The sequence below is a fragment of the Agromyces salentinus genome, assembly GCF_009749395.1.
GTDB classification, from domain to species: Bacteria; Actinomycetota; Actinomycetes; order Actinomycetales; family Microbacteriaceae; genus Agromyces; species Agromyces salentinus.
Map to the genome: position 1 here is coordinate 56,256 of NZ_WBIR01000013.1, position 16,256 is coordinate 72,511.

Annotated in this window: 12 protein-coding genes; 6 read left to right on the forward strand and 6 right to left on the reverse strand. The window is 66.6% G+C overall.

Annotated elements, in window-relative coordinates:
- Window positions 1-3: 3 nt before the first annotated feature.
- From gyrA to dnaA, 6 genes are all read right to left on the reverse strand, one after another.
- A complete protein-coding gene (gyrA, locus tag GQQ95_RS12695) occupies window positions 4-2,658 on the reverse strand; it encodes a DNA gyrase subunit A (protein WP_157428032.1) in 2,655 nt (884 codons plus the stop codon).
- Entirely contained in the window at window positions 2,594-4,606 is a 2,013-nt protein-coding gene (gene gyrB / locus GQQ95_RS12700; RefSeq protein ID WP_157428033.1) for a DNA topoisomerase (ATP-hydrolyzing) subunit B, read from the reverse strand. The genes gyrA and gyrB overlap by 65 nt, the downstream gene beginning before the upstream one ends.
- Window positions 4,607-4,729: 123 nt before the next feature.
- A complete protein-coding gene (locus GQQ95_RS12705; protein WP_157428034.1) occupies window positions 4,730-5,230 on the reverse strand; it encodes a DciA family protein in 501 nt (166 codons plus the stop codon).
- The gene (recF, locus tag GQQ95_RS12710) at window positions 5,223-6,452 is read right to left on the reverse strand and encodes a DNA replication/repair protein RecF (RefSeq protein WP_157428035.1); all 1,230 of its coding nucleotides are present in this window, start codon (window positions 6,450-6,452) and stop codon (window positions 5,223-5,225) included. Before recF ends, GQQ95_RS12705 begins: the two co-directional genes overlap by 8 nt.
- A 94-nt stretch (window positions 6,453-6,546) precedes the next feature.
- Window positions 6,547-7,701 carry a DNA polymerase III subunit beta gene (gene dnaN, locus GQQ95_RS12715; protein WP_157428036.1) on the reverse strand — a complete coding sequence of 385 codons (1,155 nt, stop codon included), beginning with the start codon at window positions 7,699-7,701 and terminating at the stop codon, window positions 6,547-6,549.
- A gap of 454 nt (window positions 7,702-8,155) precedes the next feature.
- Window positions 8,156-9,589: a chromosomal replication initiator protein DnaA gene (dnaA, locus tag GQQ95_RS12720; RefSeq protein ID WP_425482577.1), complete on the reverse strand. Its 1,434-nt coding sequence runs from the start codon at window positions 9,587-9,589 to the stop codon at window positions 8,156-8,158.
- A 434-nt stretch (window positions 9,590-10,023) separates the two neighbouring features.
- On the opposite strand from dnaA, the gene rpmH reads away from it, so the two are divergent.
- From rpmH to rsmG, 6 genes are read left to right on the forward strand one after another with little or no spacing between them, the layout of a single operon-like run.
- On the forward strand, window positions 10,024-10,161 hold the full coding sequence (gene rpmH, locus GQQ95_RS12725) for a 50S ribosomal protein L34 (RefSeq protein WP_022892375.1): 138 nt from the start codon (window positions 10,024-10,026) through the stop codon (window positions 10,159-10,161).
- A gap of 7 nt (window positions 10,162-10,168) precedes the next feature.
- Entirely contained in the window at window positions 10,169-10,570 is a 402-nt protein-coding gene (gene rnpA / locus GQQ95_RS12730) for a ribonuclease P protein component (protein ID WP_157428037.1), read from the forward strand.
- On the forward strand, window positions 10,563-10,994 hold the full coding sequence (yidD, locus tag GQQ95_RS12735; protein WP_157428038.1) for a membrane protein insertion efficiency factor YidD: 432 nt from the start codon (window positions 10,563-10,565) through the stop codon (window positions 10,992-10,994). The genes rnpA and yidD overlap by 8 nt, the downstream gene beginning before the upstream one ends.
- Before the next feature lie 9 nt (window positions 10,995-11,003).
- Window positions 11,004-11,963, forward strand: coding sequence for a membrane protein insertase YidC (yidC, locus tag GQQ95_RS12740; RefSeq protein ID WP_157428039.1), 960 nt, complete (start codon window positions 11,004-11,006; stop codon window positions 11,961-11,963).
- Window positions 11,964-11,965: 2 nt separating this feature from the next.
- Complete coding sequence (locus GQQ95_RS12745; protein ID WP_157428040.1) at window positions 11,966-12,463, forward strand: Jag family protein; 498 nt, start codon at window positions 11,966-11,968, stop codon at window positions 12,461-12,463.
- 16 nt (window positions 12,464-12,479) lie between these two features.
- Window positions 12,480-13,115 carry a 16S rRNA (guanine(527)-N(7))-methyltransferase RsmG gene (gene rsmG, locus GQQ95_RS12750; RefSeq protein WP_157428041.1) on the forward strand — a complete coding sequence of 212 codons (636 nt, stop codon included), beginning with the start codon at window positions 12,480-12,482 and terminating at the stop codon, window positions 13,113-13,115.
- Window positions 13,116-16,256: the final 3,141 nt, after the last annotated feature.

Sequence of the window (16,256 nt, forward strand, 5' to 3'; positions counted from 1 at the left end):
CGGTTACTCCTCTCCCGTGACATCGGCCGCATCGGTCTCTGCAGCCTCCTCCACGAGATTCCGTTCGGAATTCTTCGCGATCGCGATGATGCGGTCGTCGACGGCGAACTTCGCGAAGACGACGCCCATCGTATCCCTGCCCTTGGCGGGTACCTCGGCGACGTCAGAGCGTACCACCTTGCCGCTGGCAAGGACCACGAGGACCTCGTCGCCGTCGGCGACGATCAGTGCGCCCGCGAGGTCGCCCCGATCATCGGAGAGCTTGGCGACCTTGATGCCGATTCCGCCGCGGTTCTGGAGGCGGTACTGCGCGACATCCGTGCGCTTGGCATAGCCGCCCTCGGTGACGACGAACACGTACGGTCCGTCATCGACGGGCGCCTCGGACTCGAGCACGGACTCGTCGAGCTCGACCGAGGCCGGGACGACGGATGCCTCGAGCAGCGAGTCGCCGTCGCGGAAGGACATGCCCTTCACGCCCGACGTCGAACGACCCATCGGCCGGATGGCCTCGTCGGTCGCCTTGAAGCGGAGCGACATGCCCTTGCGGGACACGAGGAGGATCTCGTCCTTCTCATCGGCCAGCATCGCGGAGACGAGCTCGTCGCCCTCCCGGAGGTTGATCGCGATGACGCCGCGGGAGCGGTTCGTGTCGTAGGTCGTGAGCTCGGTCTTCTTCACCAGGCCGTCGCGTGTGGCGAGCACGAGGTACTGCGCCACCGCGTAGTCGCGGATGTCGAGGATCTCGGCGACCTGCTCGTCGGGCTGGAGCTCGAGCAGGTTGGCGAGATGCTGGCCCTTGGCGTCGCGACCGCCCTCCTGCAGCTCGTAGGTCTTCGCCCGGTAGACGCGACCCATGTTCGTGAAGAACAGCAGCCAGTGATGGGTGGTCGTCACGAAGAAGTGCTCGACCACGTCGTCAGCGCGGAGCTGCGCACCCTTGACGCCCTTGCCCCCGCGGTGCTGGGAGCGGTAGTTGTCACTTCGGGTGCGCTTGACGTACCCGCCTCGGGTGACGGTGACGACCATCTCCTCTTCGGGGATCAGGTCCTCGACCGACATGTCGCCGTCGTAGCCCGGCATGATCTGGGTGCGCCGGTCGTCGCCGTACTTGTCGACGATCTCGCCGAGCTCTTCGGCGACGATGGCACGCTGCCGCTCGGGCGAGGCGATGATCTCGCGGTAGTCGGCGATCAGCGTCTCGAGTTCGGTCGCCTCGTCGATGATCTTCTGGCGCTCGAGCGCGGCGAGACGACGGAGCTGCATCTCGAGGATGGCACGCGCCTGCAGCTCGTCGATGTCGAGCAGGTCGATGAGCCCGTCGCGCGCGGCTTCGACCGTCGGGGAACGACGGATCAGCGCGATGACCTCGTCGAGGGCGTCGAGCGCCTTGAGGTAGCCGCGCAGGATGTGCATGCGCGCCTCGGCCTCACGGAGGAGGAACTGCGTGCGCCGGACGATGACCTCGATCTGGTGATCGACCCAGTGCGCGATGAACCCGTCGATCGAGAGCGTGCGGGGCACGCCGTCGACGATCGCGAGCATGTTCGCGCCGAAGTTCTCCTGGAGCTGCGTGTGCTTGTACAGGTTGTTCAGCACGACCTTCGCCACCGCGTCGCGCTTGAGCACGAGCACGAGTCGCTGGCCGGTGCGGCCCGACGTCTCGTCACGGATGTCGGCGATGCCGTTGAGCTTGCCGTCCTTGACCATGTCGGCGATCTTGATCGCCAGGTTGTCGGGGTTGACCTGGTAGGGCAGTTCGGTGACGACCAGGCAGGTGCGACCCTGCAGTTCCTCCACGGAGACGACGGCGCGCATCGTGATCGACCCGCGGCCGGTCCGGTAGGCGTCGTTGATGCCCTTCACGCCGAGGATCTGGGCACCGGTCGGGAAGTCCGGCCCCTTGATGCGCTGGATCAACGCCTCCTGCAGCTCCTCGCGCGAGGCCTCGGGGTTCTCGAGGTACCACTGCGCCCCGGATGCCACCTCGCGGAGGTTGTGCGGCGGGATGTTCGTCGCCATGCCGACTGCGATGCCGACGGAGCCGTTGACCAGGAGATTCGGGAACCTCGCCGGCAGGATGGACGGCTCACGCGTGCGACCGTCGTAGTTGTCCTGGAAGTCGACGGTCTCCTTCTCGATGTCGCGCACCATCTCGAGCGCGAGCGGAGCCATCTTCGTCTCGGTGTACCGGGGGGCGGCGGCGCCGTCGTTGCCCGGGGAGCCGAAGTTGCCCTGGCCGAGCGCGAGCGGATAGCGGAGGCTCCAGGGCTGCACCAGGCGGACGAGCGCGTCGTAGATCGCCGTGTCGCCGTGCGGGTGGAACTGGCCCATCACGTCGCCGACGACGCGGGCGCACTTCGAGAACGCCTTGTCGGGCCGGTAGCCGCCGTCGTACATCGCGTAGATGACGCGGCGGTGCACGGGCTTCAGGCCGTCGCGCACGTCGGGCAGGGCTCGGCCGACGATCACGCTCATCGCGTAGTCGAGGTAGGAGCGCTGCATCTCGAGCTGCAGGTCGACCTGGTCGATGCGCCCGTGGATGCCGTGGCCGCCGTTGGTCTCGTCGCCGGCGGCGCCGGGCTCGATCACGTCAGATGTCAAGGAAACGCACGTCCTTCGCGTTCTTCTGGATGAAGTTCCGGCGGCTCTCGACATCTTCGCCCATCAGGGTCGAGAAGATCTCGTCGGCGGCGGCCGCGTCGTCCATGGTGACCTGCAGGAGGGTGCGGGTCTCGGGGTTCATCGTGGTCTCCCACAGCTCCTGGTGGTTCATCTCACCGAGGCCCTTGTACCGCTGCACGCCGTTGTCCTTCGGGATGCGCCATCCCCTGGCCTGGCCTTCGACGAGCAGCGCGTCGCGCTCCTTGTCGGAGTAGACGTACTCGTGGTCGGCATTCGTCCACTTCAGGCGGTACAGCGGCGGCTGGGCGAGGTACACGTAGCCGAACTCGATGAGCGGGCGCATGTACCGGAACAGCAGGGTGAGCAGCAGCGTCGTGATGTGCTGGCCGTCGACGTCGGCGTCGGCCATCAGCACGATCTTGTGGTACCTGGCCTTGTCGGTGTTGAAGTCCTCGCCGATGCCCGCGCCGAAGGCCGTGATCATCGCCTGCACCTCGGCATTGGCCAGGGCTCGGTCGAGGCGGGCCTTCTCGACGTTCAGGATCTTGCCGCGGAGCGGGAGGATCGCCTGCGTCTCGGGGTTGCGGCCCTGGACGGCCGAACCGCCGGCCGAGTCGCCCTCGACGATGAAGATCTCGGAGACGGACGGGTCCTTCGACGAGCAGTCCTTGAGCTTGCCCGGCATGCCGCCGGACTCGAGCAGGCCCTTGCGGCGGGTCGCCTCGCGCGCCTTGCGCGCGGCGAGCCGCGCGGTGGCGGCCTGGATGGCCTTGCGGATGATCTCGCGCGCCTGCGTCGGGTTGCGCTCGAACCAGTCACCGAGCTGATCGGCGGTGACCTTCTGCACGAACGACTTCGCCTCGGTGTTGCCGAGCTTCGTCTTCGTCTGGCCCTCGAACTGCGGTTCGCCGAGCTTCACGGAGATCACCGCGGTCAGGCCCTCGCGAACGTCGTCGCCGGAGAGGTTGTCGTCCTTCTCCTTGATGATGTTCTTCTCGCGCGCGTAGCGGTTGACGAGGGTGGTCAGCGCAGCGCGGAACCCCTCTTCGTGCGTTCCGCCCTCGTGCGTGTTGATCGTGTTCGCGTAGGTGTGCACGGACTCGGAGTAGGAGGTGGTCCACTGCATCGCGACCTCGAGCGCGATCTTGCGCTCGGGGTCCTCGGATTCGAACGAGATGATCTCCTCGTTCACGACGTCGTTCTTCTTCGACCGATTGAGGTACTCGACGTAGTCGACGAGGCCTCGCTCGTAGAGGAAGGTGTCGGTGCGCGGACCCGCGGTGTCGGCCTCGTGCTCGGCCGTGTCCTCGAGGGGAACCTCGTCGTGCCCGGCACGGAGATCGGTCAGGCGGATGCGCAGGCCCTTGTTCAGGAAGGCGTACTGCTGGAACCGGGTGCGGAGCGTCTCGTAGTCGTACTCGACGGTCTCGAAGATGTCGGGGTTCGGCCAGAAGGTGATCGTCGTGCCGGTCTCGTCGCTGACCTCGTCCTGCGACAGCGGCGCGTCGGGCACGCCGATGCTGTAGGACTGGCGCCAGGCATGGCCCTCGCGCTTGACCTCGACGTCGAGGCGGGTCGAGAGCGCGTTGACGACCGACGACCCCACGCCGTGCAGGCCGCCGGAGACGGCGTAACCGCCGCCGCCGAACTTGCCGCCGGCGTGCAGCACCGTCAGGACCACCTCGACGGTCGAGCGACCCTCCGTCTTGTGGATTCCGACCGGGATGCCGCGGCCGTTGTCGATGACGCGCACGCCGCCGTCGGGAAGGATCGTCACGTCGATGCTGTCGGCGTAGCCCGCGAGCGCCTCGTCGACCGAGTTGTCGACGATCTCGTAGACGAGGTGATGGAGGCCGCGCGGGCCTGTGGAGCCGATGTACATGCCCGGCCGCTTGCGGACCGCTTCGAGGCCCTCGAGAACCTGGATCTCGTCCGCGCCGTATTCGGGCGCGCGCTCGGCCTTCGTGGGTTCCGCTGTCATGGGTGAATCGGGCTCCAAACCGTCGTTCAAGCGACTCTCGATCCTATCAAACCGGGGCGTGCGAACCACCGGGAAGCGCCGATCTGAGGCGATGTCGAACGTCGGGTGACCGAATTTGCCGTCTCAGCCGTAGGTATCGCGTGGGCCACGCCCTGGAATCGATCTGGGACCCCTTTTCCAGGTGGGGGCATCCGGCCCCTGAAAACGGATGGACTCGACCCCGGCGTCTGGGTACCGGTCGAGGATCCTCGTGACGAGGTCGGCCCGGAGCAACCGGAGCTGGGTGGCCCACGCCGTCGACTCGCAGCGCACCTGCAGCACGCCGTGCTCGATGGTCACGGGTTCGGAGTGCGCCGCGATCTCGTCGCCGGCGATCGACGGCCAGGATGAGAGCAGTTCGTGCTGCGAGAGCGGGGCCGCCCACCCGAGCTGCGTGGTGAGGCCGTCGATCGCGGCGCCCAGCGGCTTCGGATCACGGCCGGGGGTGAACGGCTCCCCGCCGGGACGCTCACGTGCCCGCCGCCGCGCCCGTGCGGCACTCGTGGCGCGCGGCTGGCCGCCGAACACCTCGCGGAAGTGCTGGTAGACCCTCAGGGACTCGGACTCGTCTGGCTGCTCAGGCATCGGCGTCCCCGTCGTCGGCCGACTCGTCGAGCACCTGGCCCGCGTTGATGCGGACGACCCGGGCCACGAGACGTTCGGGCACGTCCTCGAGCACCGCGGCGGTGACGAGCACCTGCTCGTACCCGCCGATGGCGGAGGCGAGGCGCTCGCGACGAGCCCGGTCGAGTTCGGCGAAGACGTCGTCGAGGATGAGCACCGGATCGCCGGTGGAGGAATCGCGGCGGAGGAGCTCGGCCGAGGCCAGCCGCAGTGCGAGCGCGAAGGACCAGGACTCGCCGTGGCTGGCGTACCCCTTCGCCGGGAGCCCGTTGAGCATCAGCAGCACGTCGTCGCGGTGCGGTCCGACGAGGGTCACCCCACGTTCGAGCTCTTTCGGCCGCAGTACGCGAAGCGCCTCGGCGAAGCGGATCGCGGTGGTCGATGCGCCCGCCGACCCGCCAGGTGCTGCGCCGTCTGCTCCCTCGCCCGCACCGGTTGCCTCGTCACCCGACGCCGCGTCGACGGCATCGGCATCGGGGTCGGCGCCGTCGATGGAGAGCATCGGACGCAGGGCGGGCGCGTGGTCGGCGTCGACGATCGAGGAGTATGCCGACGCGAGCGGGCCCGCGAGCTCATCGATGAGCGCCACCCGCCGGTCGATGATCTCGGATCCCAGTTGGACCAGGCGCTCGTCCCAGATGTCGAGCGTGGTGAGCTTCTCGGCGGCGAGCCCTCGAGCACGTGCGCTCTTCAGCAGCGTGTTGCGCTGGCGGAGCACGCGGTCGTAGTCCGACATGACCCCGGCGAGGCGGGGGGTGCGCTGCACCAGGAGTTCGTCGAGCAGCCGGCGACGCACCGATGGCTCGCCCCGGACGATGGCGAGGTCCTCGGGTGCGAACAGCACGCAGTGCGCATACCGCGGGAGCTCGCGCGTCTTGACCGGAGCACGATTCAGTTGGGCGCGATTCGCACCCGTCCGGTTCAGCTGGAGTTCGACGAGCAGTTCGCGCTCGGCGTGCGCGAGCAGCGCTCGCACGATCGCGGCTTCGGCTCCGGCCCTGATGAGCGCCTGATCCGACGACACGCGATGCGAGCCGAGGGTCGCGAGATAGCCGATCGACTCGACGAGATTGGTCTTGCCCTGCCCGTTGCGCCCGACCAGGACCGTCGTGCCCGGGCCGAGCGTCAACTCGGCGCGGGCGTAATTGCGGTAGTCGGTCAACGAGAGCCGAACGACGTGCACTCCGGCTCCCTTCGCGTCGACCAGGTCAACGCTACCCGCGCCCGCCGACAGTCCGGTCGTGACATCCGCCCGGTCTTCAGGCCCTGCGAACGGCTCAGCGAAGCAGCAGGTTCGGCTGCAGCAGGTACCGGTAGGTGTCGGCGCCGGCCTGCTCGCGCGAGGTCTGGCTCGTGATGAGGACCGGCCCGGGCTTGTTGGGGTTCTCGGTCTTGGTGAACGAGATGCGCACGAACTCCGAGTTCACGGCGCCGAGGCCGTCGAGGAGGAACTGCGGCTTCAGCGACACGACCGTGTCGTCTCCGGTGAGGATCGCGTCGATCGTCTCCTGGGCTTGGGCCTGCTCGCTGCCGATCGCCTCGAGGGTCAGCCCGTCGGCGGAGAAGGTGAATCGAAGTGCAGCCTCGCGCTCGAGCACGAGGGCCACGCGTCGGGTCGCCTCGATGAGTTCGGCGGTGTTCATGACCGCGTAGTTCTCGACGGTCTCGGGGAAGAGCCGGCGGACGGGTGGGAAGTTGCCCTTGATCAGCAGGCTCGTGACGGTCTTCCGGTCTGCGCTGAACGCGATGAGCTCGCGATCGTCGCGACTCGTGATAGCGACCGAGATCGTGCCCGAGTGCCCGAACGTCTTGCCGACCTCCTGGAGCGTGCGGGCCGGAACCAGCGCTGTCACCGTGTCATCGGAATCGGAGGCGACCGTGCCGCCGTCCCATTCGATCTCCCGGACGGCGACGCGGTAGCGATCGGTGGCGACGAGGCCGAGGCTGTTCTGCCTGACCTCGAGCTGTACGCCGGTGATGACGGGCGTGACGTCGTCGCGCGATGCGGCGACGGCGACCTGTGCCACCGCCGAGGCGAACTCCTCTGCCGGGACGACGCCGGACTGCTCGCCGATCTCGGGGATCGACGGGTACTCCTCGACCGGCATGGACAGCAGCGTGAAGCTCGCGGATCCGCAACTGACCGAGATGCGCGACTCCTCGGTCGCGATGCGGACGGGTGCGTTCGGCAGGCGGCCGGCGATCTCGGCGAGGAGGCGGCCCGAGACGAGCACGGTGCCCGTCTCCTCGACGTCGGCCTGGATCTCGGTCTGGGAGGAGACCTCGTAGTCGAAGGAGGACAGCACGAGTCCGTTTTCGTTCGCCTGGATGAGCACCCCGGAGAGGATCGGGAGCGTCGTGCGCTGGGGCAAAAGCTTCACGGCGAACGACACGGCTTCGCTGAAGACGTCGCGGTTGACCTGGAACTTCACGGTTCTCCCGTCATGGAGGTGCTGAGGATGGCTCCCATGCTATCCGCAGGGTGACGGGCGATGCGGTGCGGATTCCTCCGGTGCGGCGGGACATCCGCTCCCCGACCCTCGATGTTGTCGGGCCCTCTGGGATTAACAAGTTCTCTTAACGGTGTTAACCGTTGTGGAAACTGTGGATGGTGTGAAGAGATCCCCGGAATGGTGCCGATCCGAGGCCCTCGCATCTGTGCACGGTGTGTGGATTCCCGTCGACCATGGTGCGGCGAGTTCTGCACGGTGTCTGCAGTTCTCCACAGGCAGACCCCAAAGGTGCACAGTGTTCAGGCGGTTGCTCGTTAACAATCCACAAGCTGTCCACAGGTGTGGGTTTCGGTGCCGGATGCCTCGAATCCGCGTTTTTCGGGCGCGTTCGACGGACCCGACCGATGGCCGAGGGCGCCGGCGCGGCATCCGATCAGCGGTATCGGTTCGTCTGCCGGATGCGCGCGGTCAGCTCCGTGACCTGGTTGTAGATGGACCGGCGCTCCTTCATGAGCTCCGAGATCTTCTTGTTCGCGTACATCACGGTGGTGTGGTCGCGGTTGCCGAAGAGCTGGCCGATCTTGGGCAGGGAGAGGCTGGTCAGCTCGCGGCAGAGGTACATCGCGATCTGCCGGGCGGTCGCGACGGCCTGCGATCGGCTCGACCCGTAGAGGTCGTCGACCGTGAGCTTGAAGTAGTCGGCCGTGACGGTGATGATGTCGACCGGCGCGACGACGTTGTCCGTGTCATCCGTGATGAGGTCCTTCAGCACCGTCTGCACCAGGGGCATGTCGACGGGCGCGCGGTTCAGGCTCGCGAACGCGGTCACCCGGATGAGCGTGCCCTCGAGCTCGCGGATGTTGCTCGAGACCTTCGTGGCCATGTACTCGAGGATCTCGTCGGGCACCTGCAGGCGTTCGGACTGCGCCTTCTTGCGGAGGATCGCGATGCGCGTCTCGAGGTCGGGAGCCTGGACATCGGTGATGAGTCCCCATTCGAAGCGGCTCCGCATCCGGTCCTCGAACCCGGTGAGGTGCTTCGGCGGGACGTCGCTCGTGATGACGACCTGCTTGTTGTGGTCGTGCAGGGTGTTGAAGGTGTGGAAGAACGCCTCCTGCGTCTCCGCCTTGCCCTGCAGGAACTGGATGTCGTCGATCAGCAGGATGTCGATGTTGCGATAGCGCTGCTGGAAGAGCGAGCCCCGGTTGTTCGCGATCGAGTTGATGAAGTCGTTCGTGAACTCCTCGGAGGAGACGTACCGGACGCGGATGCCGGGATACATCGTCATCGCGTAGTGGCCGATCGCGTGCAGGAGGTGCGTCTTGCCCAGGCCCGAGTCGCCATAGATGAACAGCGGGTTGTAGGCCTTCGCCGGTGCCTCCGCCACGGCGACCGCTGCCGCGTGGGAGAACCGGTTCGACTGCCCGATGACGAAGCTGTCGAAGCTGTACTTCGGGTTCAGCCGGGTGTCGCCCGGGCGGTCGGGACTCGTGTTCTCGAACACCGACTGGGGCGAGGCGGGGAGGTCGACGCGGTCGACCGCGCTCGGGAGCGGCTGCGAGGTGAAGGCGTCCGAGTCGGACGGCCGCGACTCCTCCAGCTCGGGGTTCACGACGACGTAGAAGGAGGTCACGGGGGTCGGTGCCTCGATCGCGCTCATCGCGGAGAGCAGGGACACGCGCATGCGCTGGTTCAGCATGCTGCCCGTGAAGTCGTTCGGCACCTCGAGGTAGAACGTCCCCGCGGCGATGCCCTTCGGCTCGACGAGGTTCAGGAACCCCTGCAGCATCGGCGTGATCGTCTCGTCGTCCGAGAGTCGTTCGAGGACCGTGGCCCATGTATCGGTGATGGGCTGTTCGGTCATCATTCCCCGCAATCTCGGTGCTCTCGTCTGCCACTCGTCGATCCCCCGAACGACGGAGCAAGCGGCACGAGATGAAGTATTCACAGTGTTATCCACCGGCTGTGGGCAGATTCCGGGCGAACCGCGAGATTCCGCGCCCGAGGTTGGGGATAACTGGTCTCAAACGGTAGCGAAAGTCGGGCCTGTGGACAAATGCCGCTCGCGGGATCCTTCCGACTCGGCGTGTCTTTCCACAGGGTTTCCCGAGGAACGGGAGATACTCTCTCTTTTGCGCTACGTCGGCTCGATCGCCTCCTGGTTTGACGACAGGTCCTCGAGGCCGTAGTTTTAATCAGTTGACCCTCGCCCGTTTGGGCGCCCAGTTTTCCCGTCACCGCATGAATCGGCCTGGCCGACATTCGCGTGAGGCGCGGAGATCCGAAAGCCGGAGAAGAAGAATGAGCAAGCGTACGTTCCAGCCGAACAACCGTCGTCGTGCCAAGAAGCACGGCTTCCGCCTTCGCATGCGCACCCGCGCCGGCCGTGCCATCCTTTCGGCACGCCGCGGCAAGGGTCGCACCGAACTCTCCGCATAGTCGTTCGGTGCTCGCCAAGGCGAATCGCATCACGAGTGCTGACGACTACCGGGTCGTCGTGCGCCGTGGTGCGAAAGTGGCGACGCCGCACACGGTCTGTTACGTGCGGTCTCGCGAATCCGCAGGCGATGCACGATTCGGTTTCATCGTTTCCAAGAAGGTCGGGTCGGCGGTTCGTCGCAATCGAATCCGCCGCCGCCTGAAGGCCGTGACCCATGAGGTCGTGCTCGCCGGCGCTGCGGATGTCGACGTCGTGGTCCGCGCCCTCCCCGGAGCAGCGGATGCTGCGTGGCCCGAGCTTCGTGACGAGGTGCTGCGGGCGCTCGCCCGACGCGGCGTGACGACCCCATCGCCGACCTCGCCGTCAGCGGAATCCACTCTCCACTCCGAGGTGGGATCACATGCGTGACGCCCTCCTGTTCGTCGGGCTGCTGCCACGGAATCTCGGAGTCCTCCTGATCCGCGGGTATCGCGCCGCGATCTCCCCGCTGTACGGCGACGTCTGCCGCTACTATCCCTCCTGCTCCGCGTACGGACTCGGCTCCGTCCAGCAGCGAGGTCTCCTCCTGGGCAGCGGGCTCACCGCATGGCGCATCCTTCGATGCAATCCGTGGTCGGCCGGCGGCATCGATGATGTTCGCGCCGCCAAGCACGACCGGTACGCGGTCACTCCGTTCGGATGGGTCATCCCCCGCTCATGGGCGGCCTCTCCTGCCGGCGCCAGCCGGACCCTCGACAGCCACGCCCACGCGTCGCATGACGGATGCGATGCGGCATCCGACATCTCCGTGCCGGCGATCGCCTCAGCCCCCACCATGTCCCGAAAGGACTGATCCGCCGCAATGGATATCATCAGCCTGGTCCTCTGGCCCATCAAATGGGTCATCGAGCTGATCCTCGTCGCGTTCCACTCCCTGTGGACGTTCACCGGCCTCGATCCTGACGCCGGCATCACCTGGGTCCTCTCGATCGTGGGCCTCGTCATCGTGGTCCGCGCCGCGCTCATCCCGATCTTCGTTCGGCAGATCAAGAGTCAGCGGCGCATGCTCGAGGTCGCCCCGCAGCTCAAGAAGATCCAGGAGAAGTACAAGGGCAAGAAGGACCAGTTCTCCCGCGAAGCGATGTCGCGCGAGACCATGGAGCTCTACAAGAAGACGGGCACCAACCCGCTCTCGTCGTGCCTCCCCCTGCTCCTGCAGATGCCGATCTTCTTCGGCCTGTTCTCGGTGCTCAACGATGCCCAGCACGACAAGGCCGGCGTCGGCGTCTTCACGCAGGACCTCGCCAACTCGTTCGCGAACTCCGAGATCCTCGGTGCCCCGCTGAAGGGCACGTTCATCGGCGCGATGAACGGCGAGTACCCCTGGCAGGTCATGGTCATCGCAGCGACGATGATCATCCTGATGACGGCATCGCAGTTCATCACGCAGCTGCAGATCGTCTCGAAGAACATGTCGCCCGAGACCAAGGCGAGCCCGATGTTCCGTCAGCAGCGCATCATGTTGTACCTGCTCCCCCTCGTGTTCGCCTTCTCGGGTGTCGCCTTCCCCATCGGCGTCATGTTCTACTGGCTCGTCTCGAACTTCTGGACGATGGGTCAGCAGTTCCTGGTCATCCGCAACATGCCGACCCCGGGCAGCGAGGCCGCCAAGGCTCGCGAGGAGCGGCTCGCCAAGAAGGGCAAGCTCGTCATCGAGGAAAAGGACGCCGGGACCACGACCGTGGTCGTGGAAGAGAAGAAGACGACGCAGCGCCAGCAGCCGGTCGGCAAGAACCGCGCGAAGAAGCAGGGTGGAAAGTGACCATGACCGACGTTCAGAACCTGAATGAGGAGCGCTCCGTCTCGCAGCTCGAGGAGGAGGGCGACATCGCCGCCGACTACATCGAGGAACTGCTCGACATCTGCGACCTCGATGGCGACATCGACATCGATGCGCGCAACGGTCGCGCCTACGTCTCGGTCAATGCCGGCGAGGGTGCGAACCTGAACCTCCTCTCGAAGCCCGACACCGTGAACGCACTCCAGGAGTTGGCGCGCCTCGCGGTGCAGACGAAGACCGGTGCCTTCTCACGGTTGATCCTCGACATCGGCGGATCCCGCGATGCCCGTCGCGACGAACTGGCGGGTCTCGTCGAGCGCGCGGTTGAGCGCATTGAGGGTGGGGCCTCGGAAGCATCGCTCCCCCCGATGTCGTCCTATGAGCGCAAGCTCGTGCACGACCTGGTGGGCGAGCGAGGCTTCCACTCGGCTTCGCGCGGCGAGGGCGCTGATCGCCACACGGTGATCACGCGCTCCGCGTGATGTTTCACGTGAAACGATGAGCGACGAACTCGAGGCTGAGCCGGCCGTCGCGTCGGCCGTGTTCGGTGATCGCATCGAGGTCGGCCGCGCCTTCACCTCCGCTTTGGCGCGTCACGGCGAGGAACTCGGCCTGATCGGACCGCTGGAGCTCCCCCGCCTGTGGACTCGGCACATCGTGAACTCGGGCCTGGTCGCAGGACTGCTCCGCCCTGGGTCCGTGGCCGACGTCGGATCGGGGGCGGGCCTGCCCGGTCTCGTCCTCGCGATCATTCGTCCCGATGTCTCCTTCACGCTCATCGAACCCATGGAGCGACGGGTCGACTGGCTCGAGCGCCAGGTCCGTGAGCTCGATCTGAAGAACGTCGTCGTCGAACGTGCCCGAGCCGAGGACTCCTCGCACAAGCGGCAGTTCGACCAGGTCACGGCTCGTGCAGTGAGCGCGCTCCGGACCCTCATCCCCGTCACCGCTCCCCTGCTGAAGCCGGGCGGCGAGTTGGTGCTCTTGAAGGGCGCCGGCGTGGACGGCGAGATCGGCGCCGCTCAGAAGGTCTTCCGCAAGTACCTCGTGTCGGATCCGGAGGTCGTCGTTCTCGGTGAAGATCTCGGCACTGAGGTCACGCGCGTCTTCCGGGCGACGGTCGACGCGCGCTGAACCGGCGCGCGGCTCCGTGCGCGTCAGGTCGAATTCGCCCCTCGCAGACGCCGGATTCGGCGTCCGCCGACCGACCCGGCCGGCCTGTAGCAGGTGCACTTGGGACAGCTGGCTCCTCGGGCGGATGCTGGCCGGCCTCGGCGTGCGGCTGCGGAGCGTTGCCCATCCCGAACGGTGAGGGTGGACCACCGCCGTTCGCTGGGGATGCTGGTTCCGGAATCCCGCTTGGCTCGCTGAAGAGCGGACGCTCATCCGTATGGTCGTGCGAGTGCCGACCGCACCTGTGCGGGCGGCACCAAGTGTCCGGTCTCCCGACGCGGTGGCTGGGTACGCGGTGCGGAGATCACTCCGGGCGGCGCATGTTTCACGTGAAACAAGGAAGCGGCTCGCGGGCCTAGCCCTCATTGAAGAGGGGTGAAGTTCCGAACCCCTGGCGGCATGTGCAGCGATCTTTGCGTCCTAGGAGTTTCCAGCCCCGAGTCCCGAGCGCGGAGCGCCGAGCGCCGAGTACCAGGCAGGGTGCCAGCGGAGACCGAGCGCCTTTGGCCGAGCGCCATTGGCTGAACGCCTTCGGCCGAACGCCTAATGCCGCTCGCCTTGCCGCTCATCGCTCATCGCTCATCGCGAGCCGAGCACGGAGCGCCGAGCACCACGCCGGCCACCAGCGGGAGACCGAACGCCCTGCGCCGATCGCCGTGTGCCGAGCATCGAGCATCGAGCGTCACGAGCCGAGCGGCGAGCGCCGAGCGCCGAGCGCAGAGCGCAGAGCATGCGGGAGGGCAGCGACATGGGCGTTGAGCGCAGAGCGCCGAGCACGCGGCAGGGCAGCACCACGAGCGCCGAGCGCTATCTAGCGTAGAGCGCCGGGTCTTTGCTGCCGTGATCTGGCGGCCTGACACCTTCGCGGGCCGAAAGCCGAGAGGCATCAAGACCGGGGCAGGTTCGGGTCTGCATTCCGAATGCCGTCGCTGGGTCGGTGCCCGGAGCGGCATCAGCGGCGCTTCATCGTGATCGCGCGATCGCGGTCCGAACCGGGTGAGCGTCTCGCAACGCTCTCTTCTTTGCTTCGTTTCCTTCTCCTCCCCCTCCCCCCTCCTTCTTCTTCACCCGTTTCCTCCTCCCTGCTTCTCGCTGTCCTTTACCTTTGGTTCCCTCTTCGCAGTTCGTTGCCGTCGGATCCGGAAACTCGTGCTTGCCCCTCCCTTGTTCTTCGTTCGAAGAGGTTTCCGCGTTTGCTGGGTATGGCCACAGGCCCGGGTATTTGGCGGCGGTCCAGCGAGTGCCGCATCGTCGACATCCGTGCTTCCGTGGGCGGCGAGCCAAGGGCGGCGCCCAGGAATATGCATCGATGGTGCAAGATTCCGATCGAAGCCCCGATCGGCCCGGGCTTGCTGATCCCGTGTCGCAGTGCGGGCTGGGCGAGTTGGAGGTTGCGCCGGGCTGTTTCCTGATGACCACCGTGGGCTCGTCGGGTCGACCTCCGCGCTCTGTCGCGAGGCCACATCACCTGCACCATCTCGGGTGACGGCGACTCGGATCGGGCGTGCCAGCACCTGCGCCCGGCTTCAATCGCGATGCCGGCTCTCACCGGCCAGGCGGCTTGAGTGCGAGTCCACTGGCCACAATGGCAGCGTGTGAGCCGACCGAGCGCGACGGGTGGTCGATATTCGGATGCCCCTCCTGGCCACGGCTGTGCGACCGACCTCGATCCGTGATGTCTGCTTCGGAGCGTGAGCACGGGCGCCGAACCTCTCCCGCGATGGGAACCAGTGCGCCCTAACGCAGCTGTTTCCGCACTGGCGTGTTCGAAGCGCTGACGCCCGCTGGACCGAAACCAGCGCTGGAACGGCAGCGACCGGCGCAGTGGAGATGAGAGGGTAGCCCCGCAGAGGGCGATCGAGGCCGTGCTGCAAGAGGGGACTGAGGGCCCGCGACCGCGCGAATCCTTGCTCATTCAGCCCGGGTCGGATCCAGCATCGATTTCATTGATCCCCCGCAGTCGGGATGACGCTTCCGAACGGCGAGTCGTGGTCGGCACGCATGCGTGCCGGTGCGGTCCCATGGCCGTTCACCAGCGTTGTACACGTGACCTTCCCGTCCTTGCGAATCACGTGGATGTTTCACGTGAAACACCGGCGTCGAGCGCGTCCAAGCTCCAGTCGACCCGGCTGGGCCGCTTCACTCTCGCGCGTCGTCACGCAACTCCGTCCGCATGGGTCGGTGGTGGCGGTTAGGCTTGGGTGTCCAGTGGAGTTCGGTCGACTGCACTGACTGGTGGCACCCGATCGTGGGGAATGACGGATCAGGTTTGGAGAATTCGGCATGGCACAGGGCGGAGGTCGCGGATGGTTTCATCGTCGTCGATCACAGCCCGAACCACCGGCCACTCCCCCAACTCCTGACGTGAAGTCTGAAGAGACCTCGCCGCTCCCGACACCTGCCGAAACGGCGAGTCCGGCCGCTCCAGAGTTCACGGCCGCGGAGCTGCGTCCAGCCTCCATTGTTCGCCATCCTGATGTGCACGGTGATGCCCGGGCATGGTCCACCCCCGGTGACGCTGATCGATCTGCACGCGGCGCGGAGCCTCCTGCTGCCACCCCGGTCACTGGTGCGGTTCCGGATGGAATCAGCGCTGCGGTCGGTGCGAGCCCCCATGTCGCTCCCCCGAGCACGGAAGAGCGAGGCGTGGATGATCCTCGTCAGTCCACGGTGAAGAGCTACGACTGGGACGCCGCGACGGCCGCGGCGCTGAGCGACGAGGATGGTCCGGCCGTACCGGCCCGGGCTGCACACTCGCTCGCTCAGCCCGATCGCCTCCTCGAAGACATCATCCGTGAGATCGTCGGCGACGCCGCTGCGGATACGGTGAGCTCCCTGCAGACCGCCCGCGCGACGACCCCATCTTCCATCCCAGAGGCGACACGGGCGTACGATCTCAACTCGCAGCCGACGGGTGAGACCGTTTCCGGACGCGAGCAGACGGTTCCCGATGTTTCCGATGTCCCGCTCCCTTCAGCACTCATGGGCACTGACGCAGGATTTGCCGACGCGGCAGAAGTGCCGACGGAGGAAGGCGATGCAGACCCGCACGGCGTTTCACGTGAAACGGCTCACCACGCCCCGTCGGAAACCAGCACCATC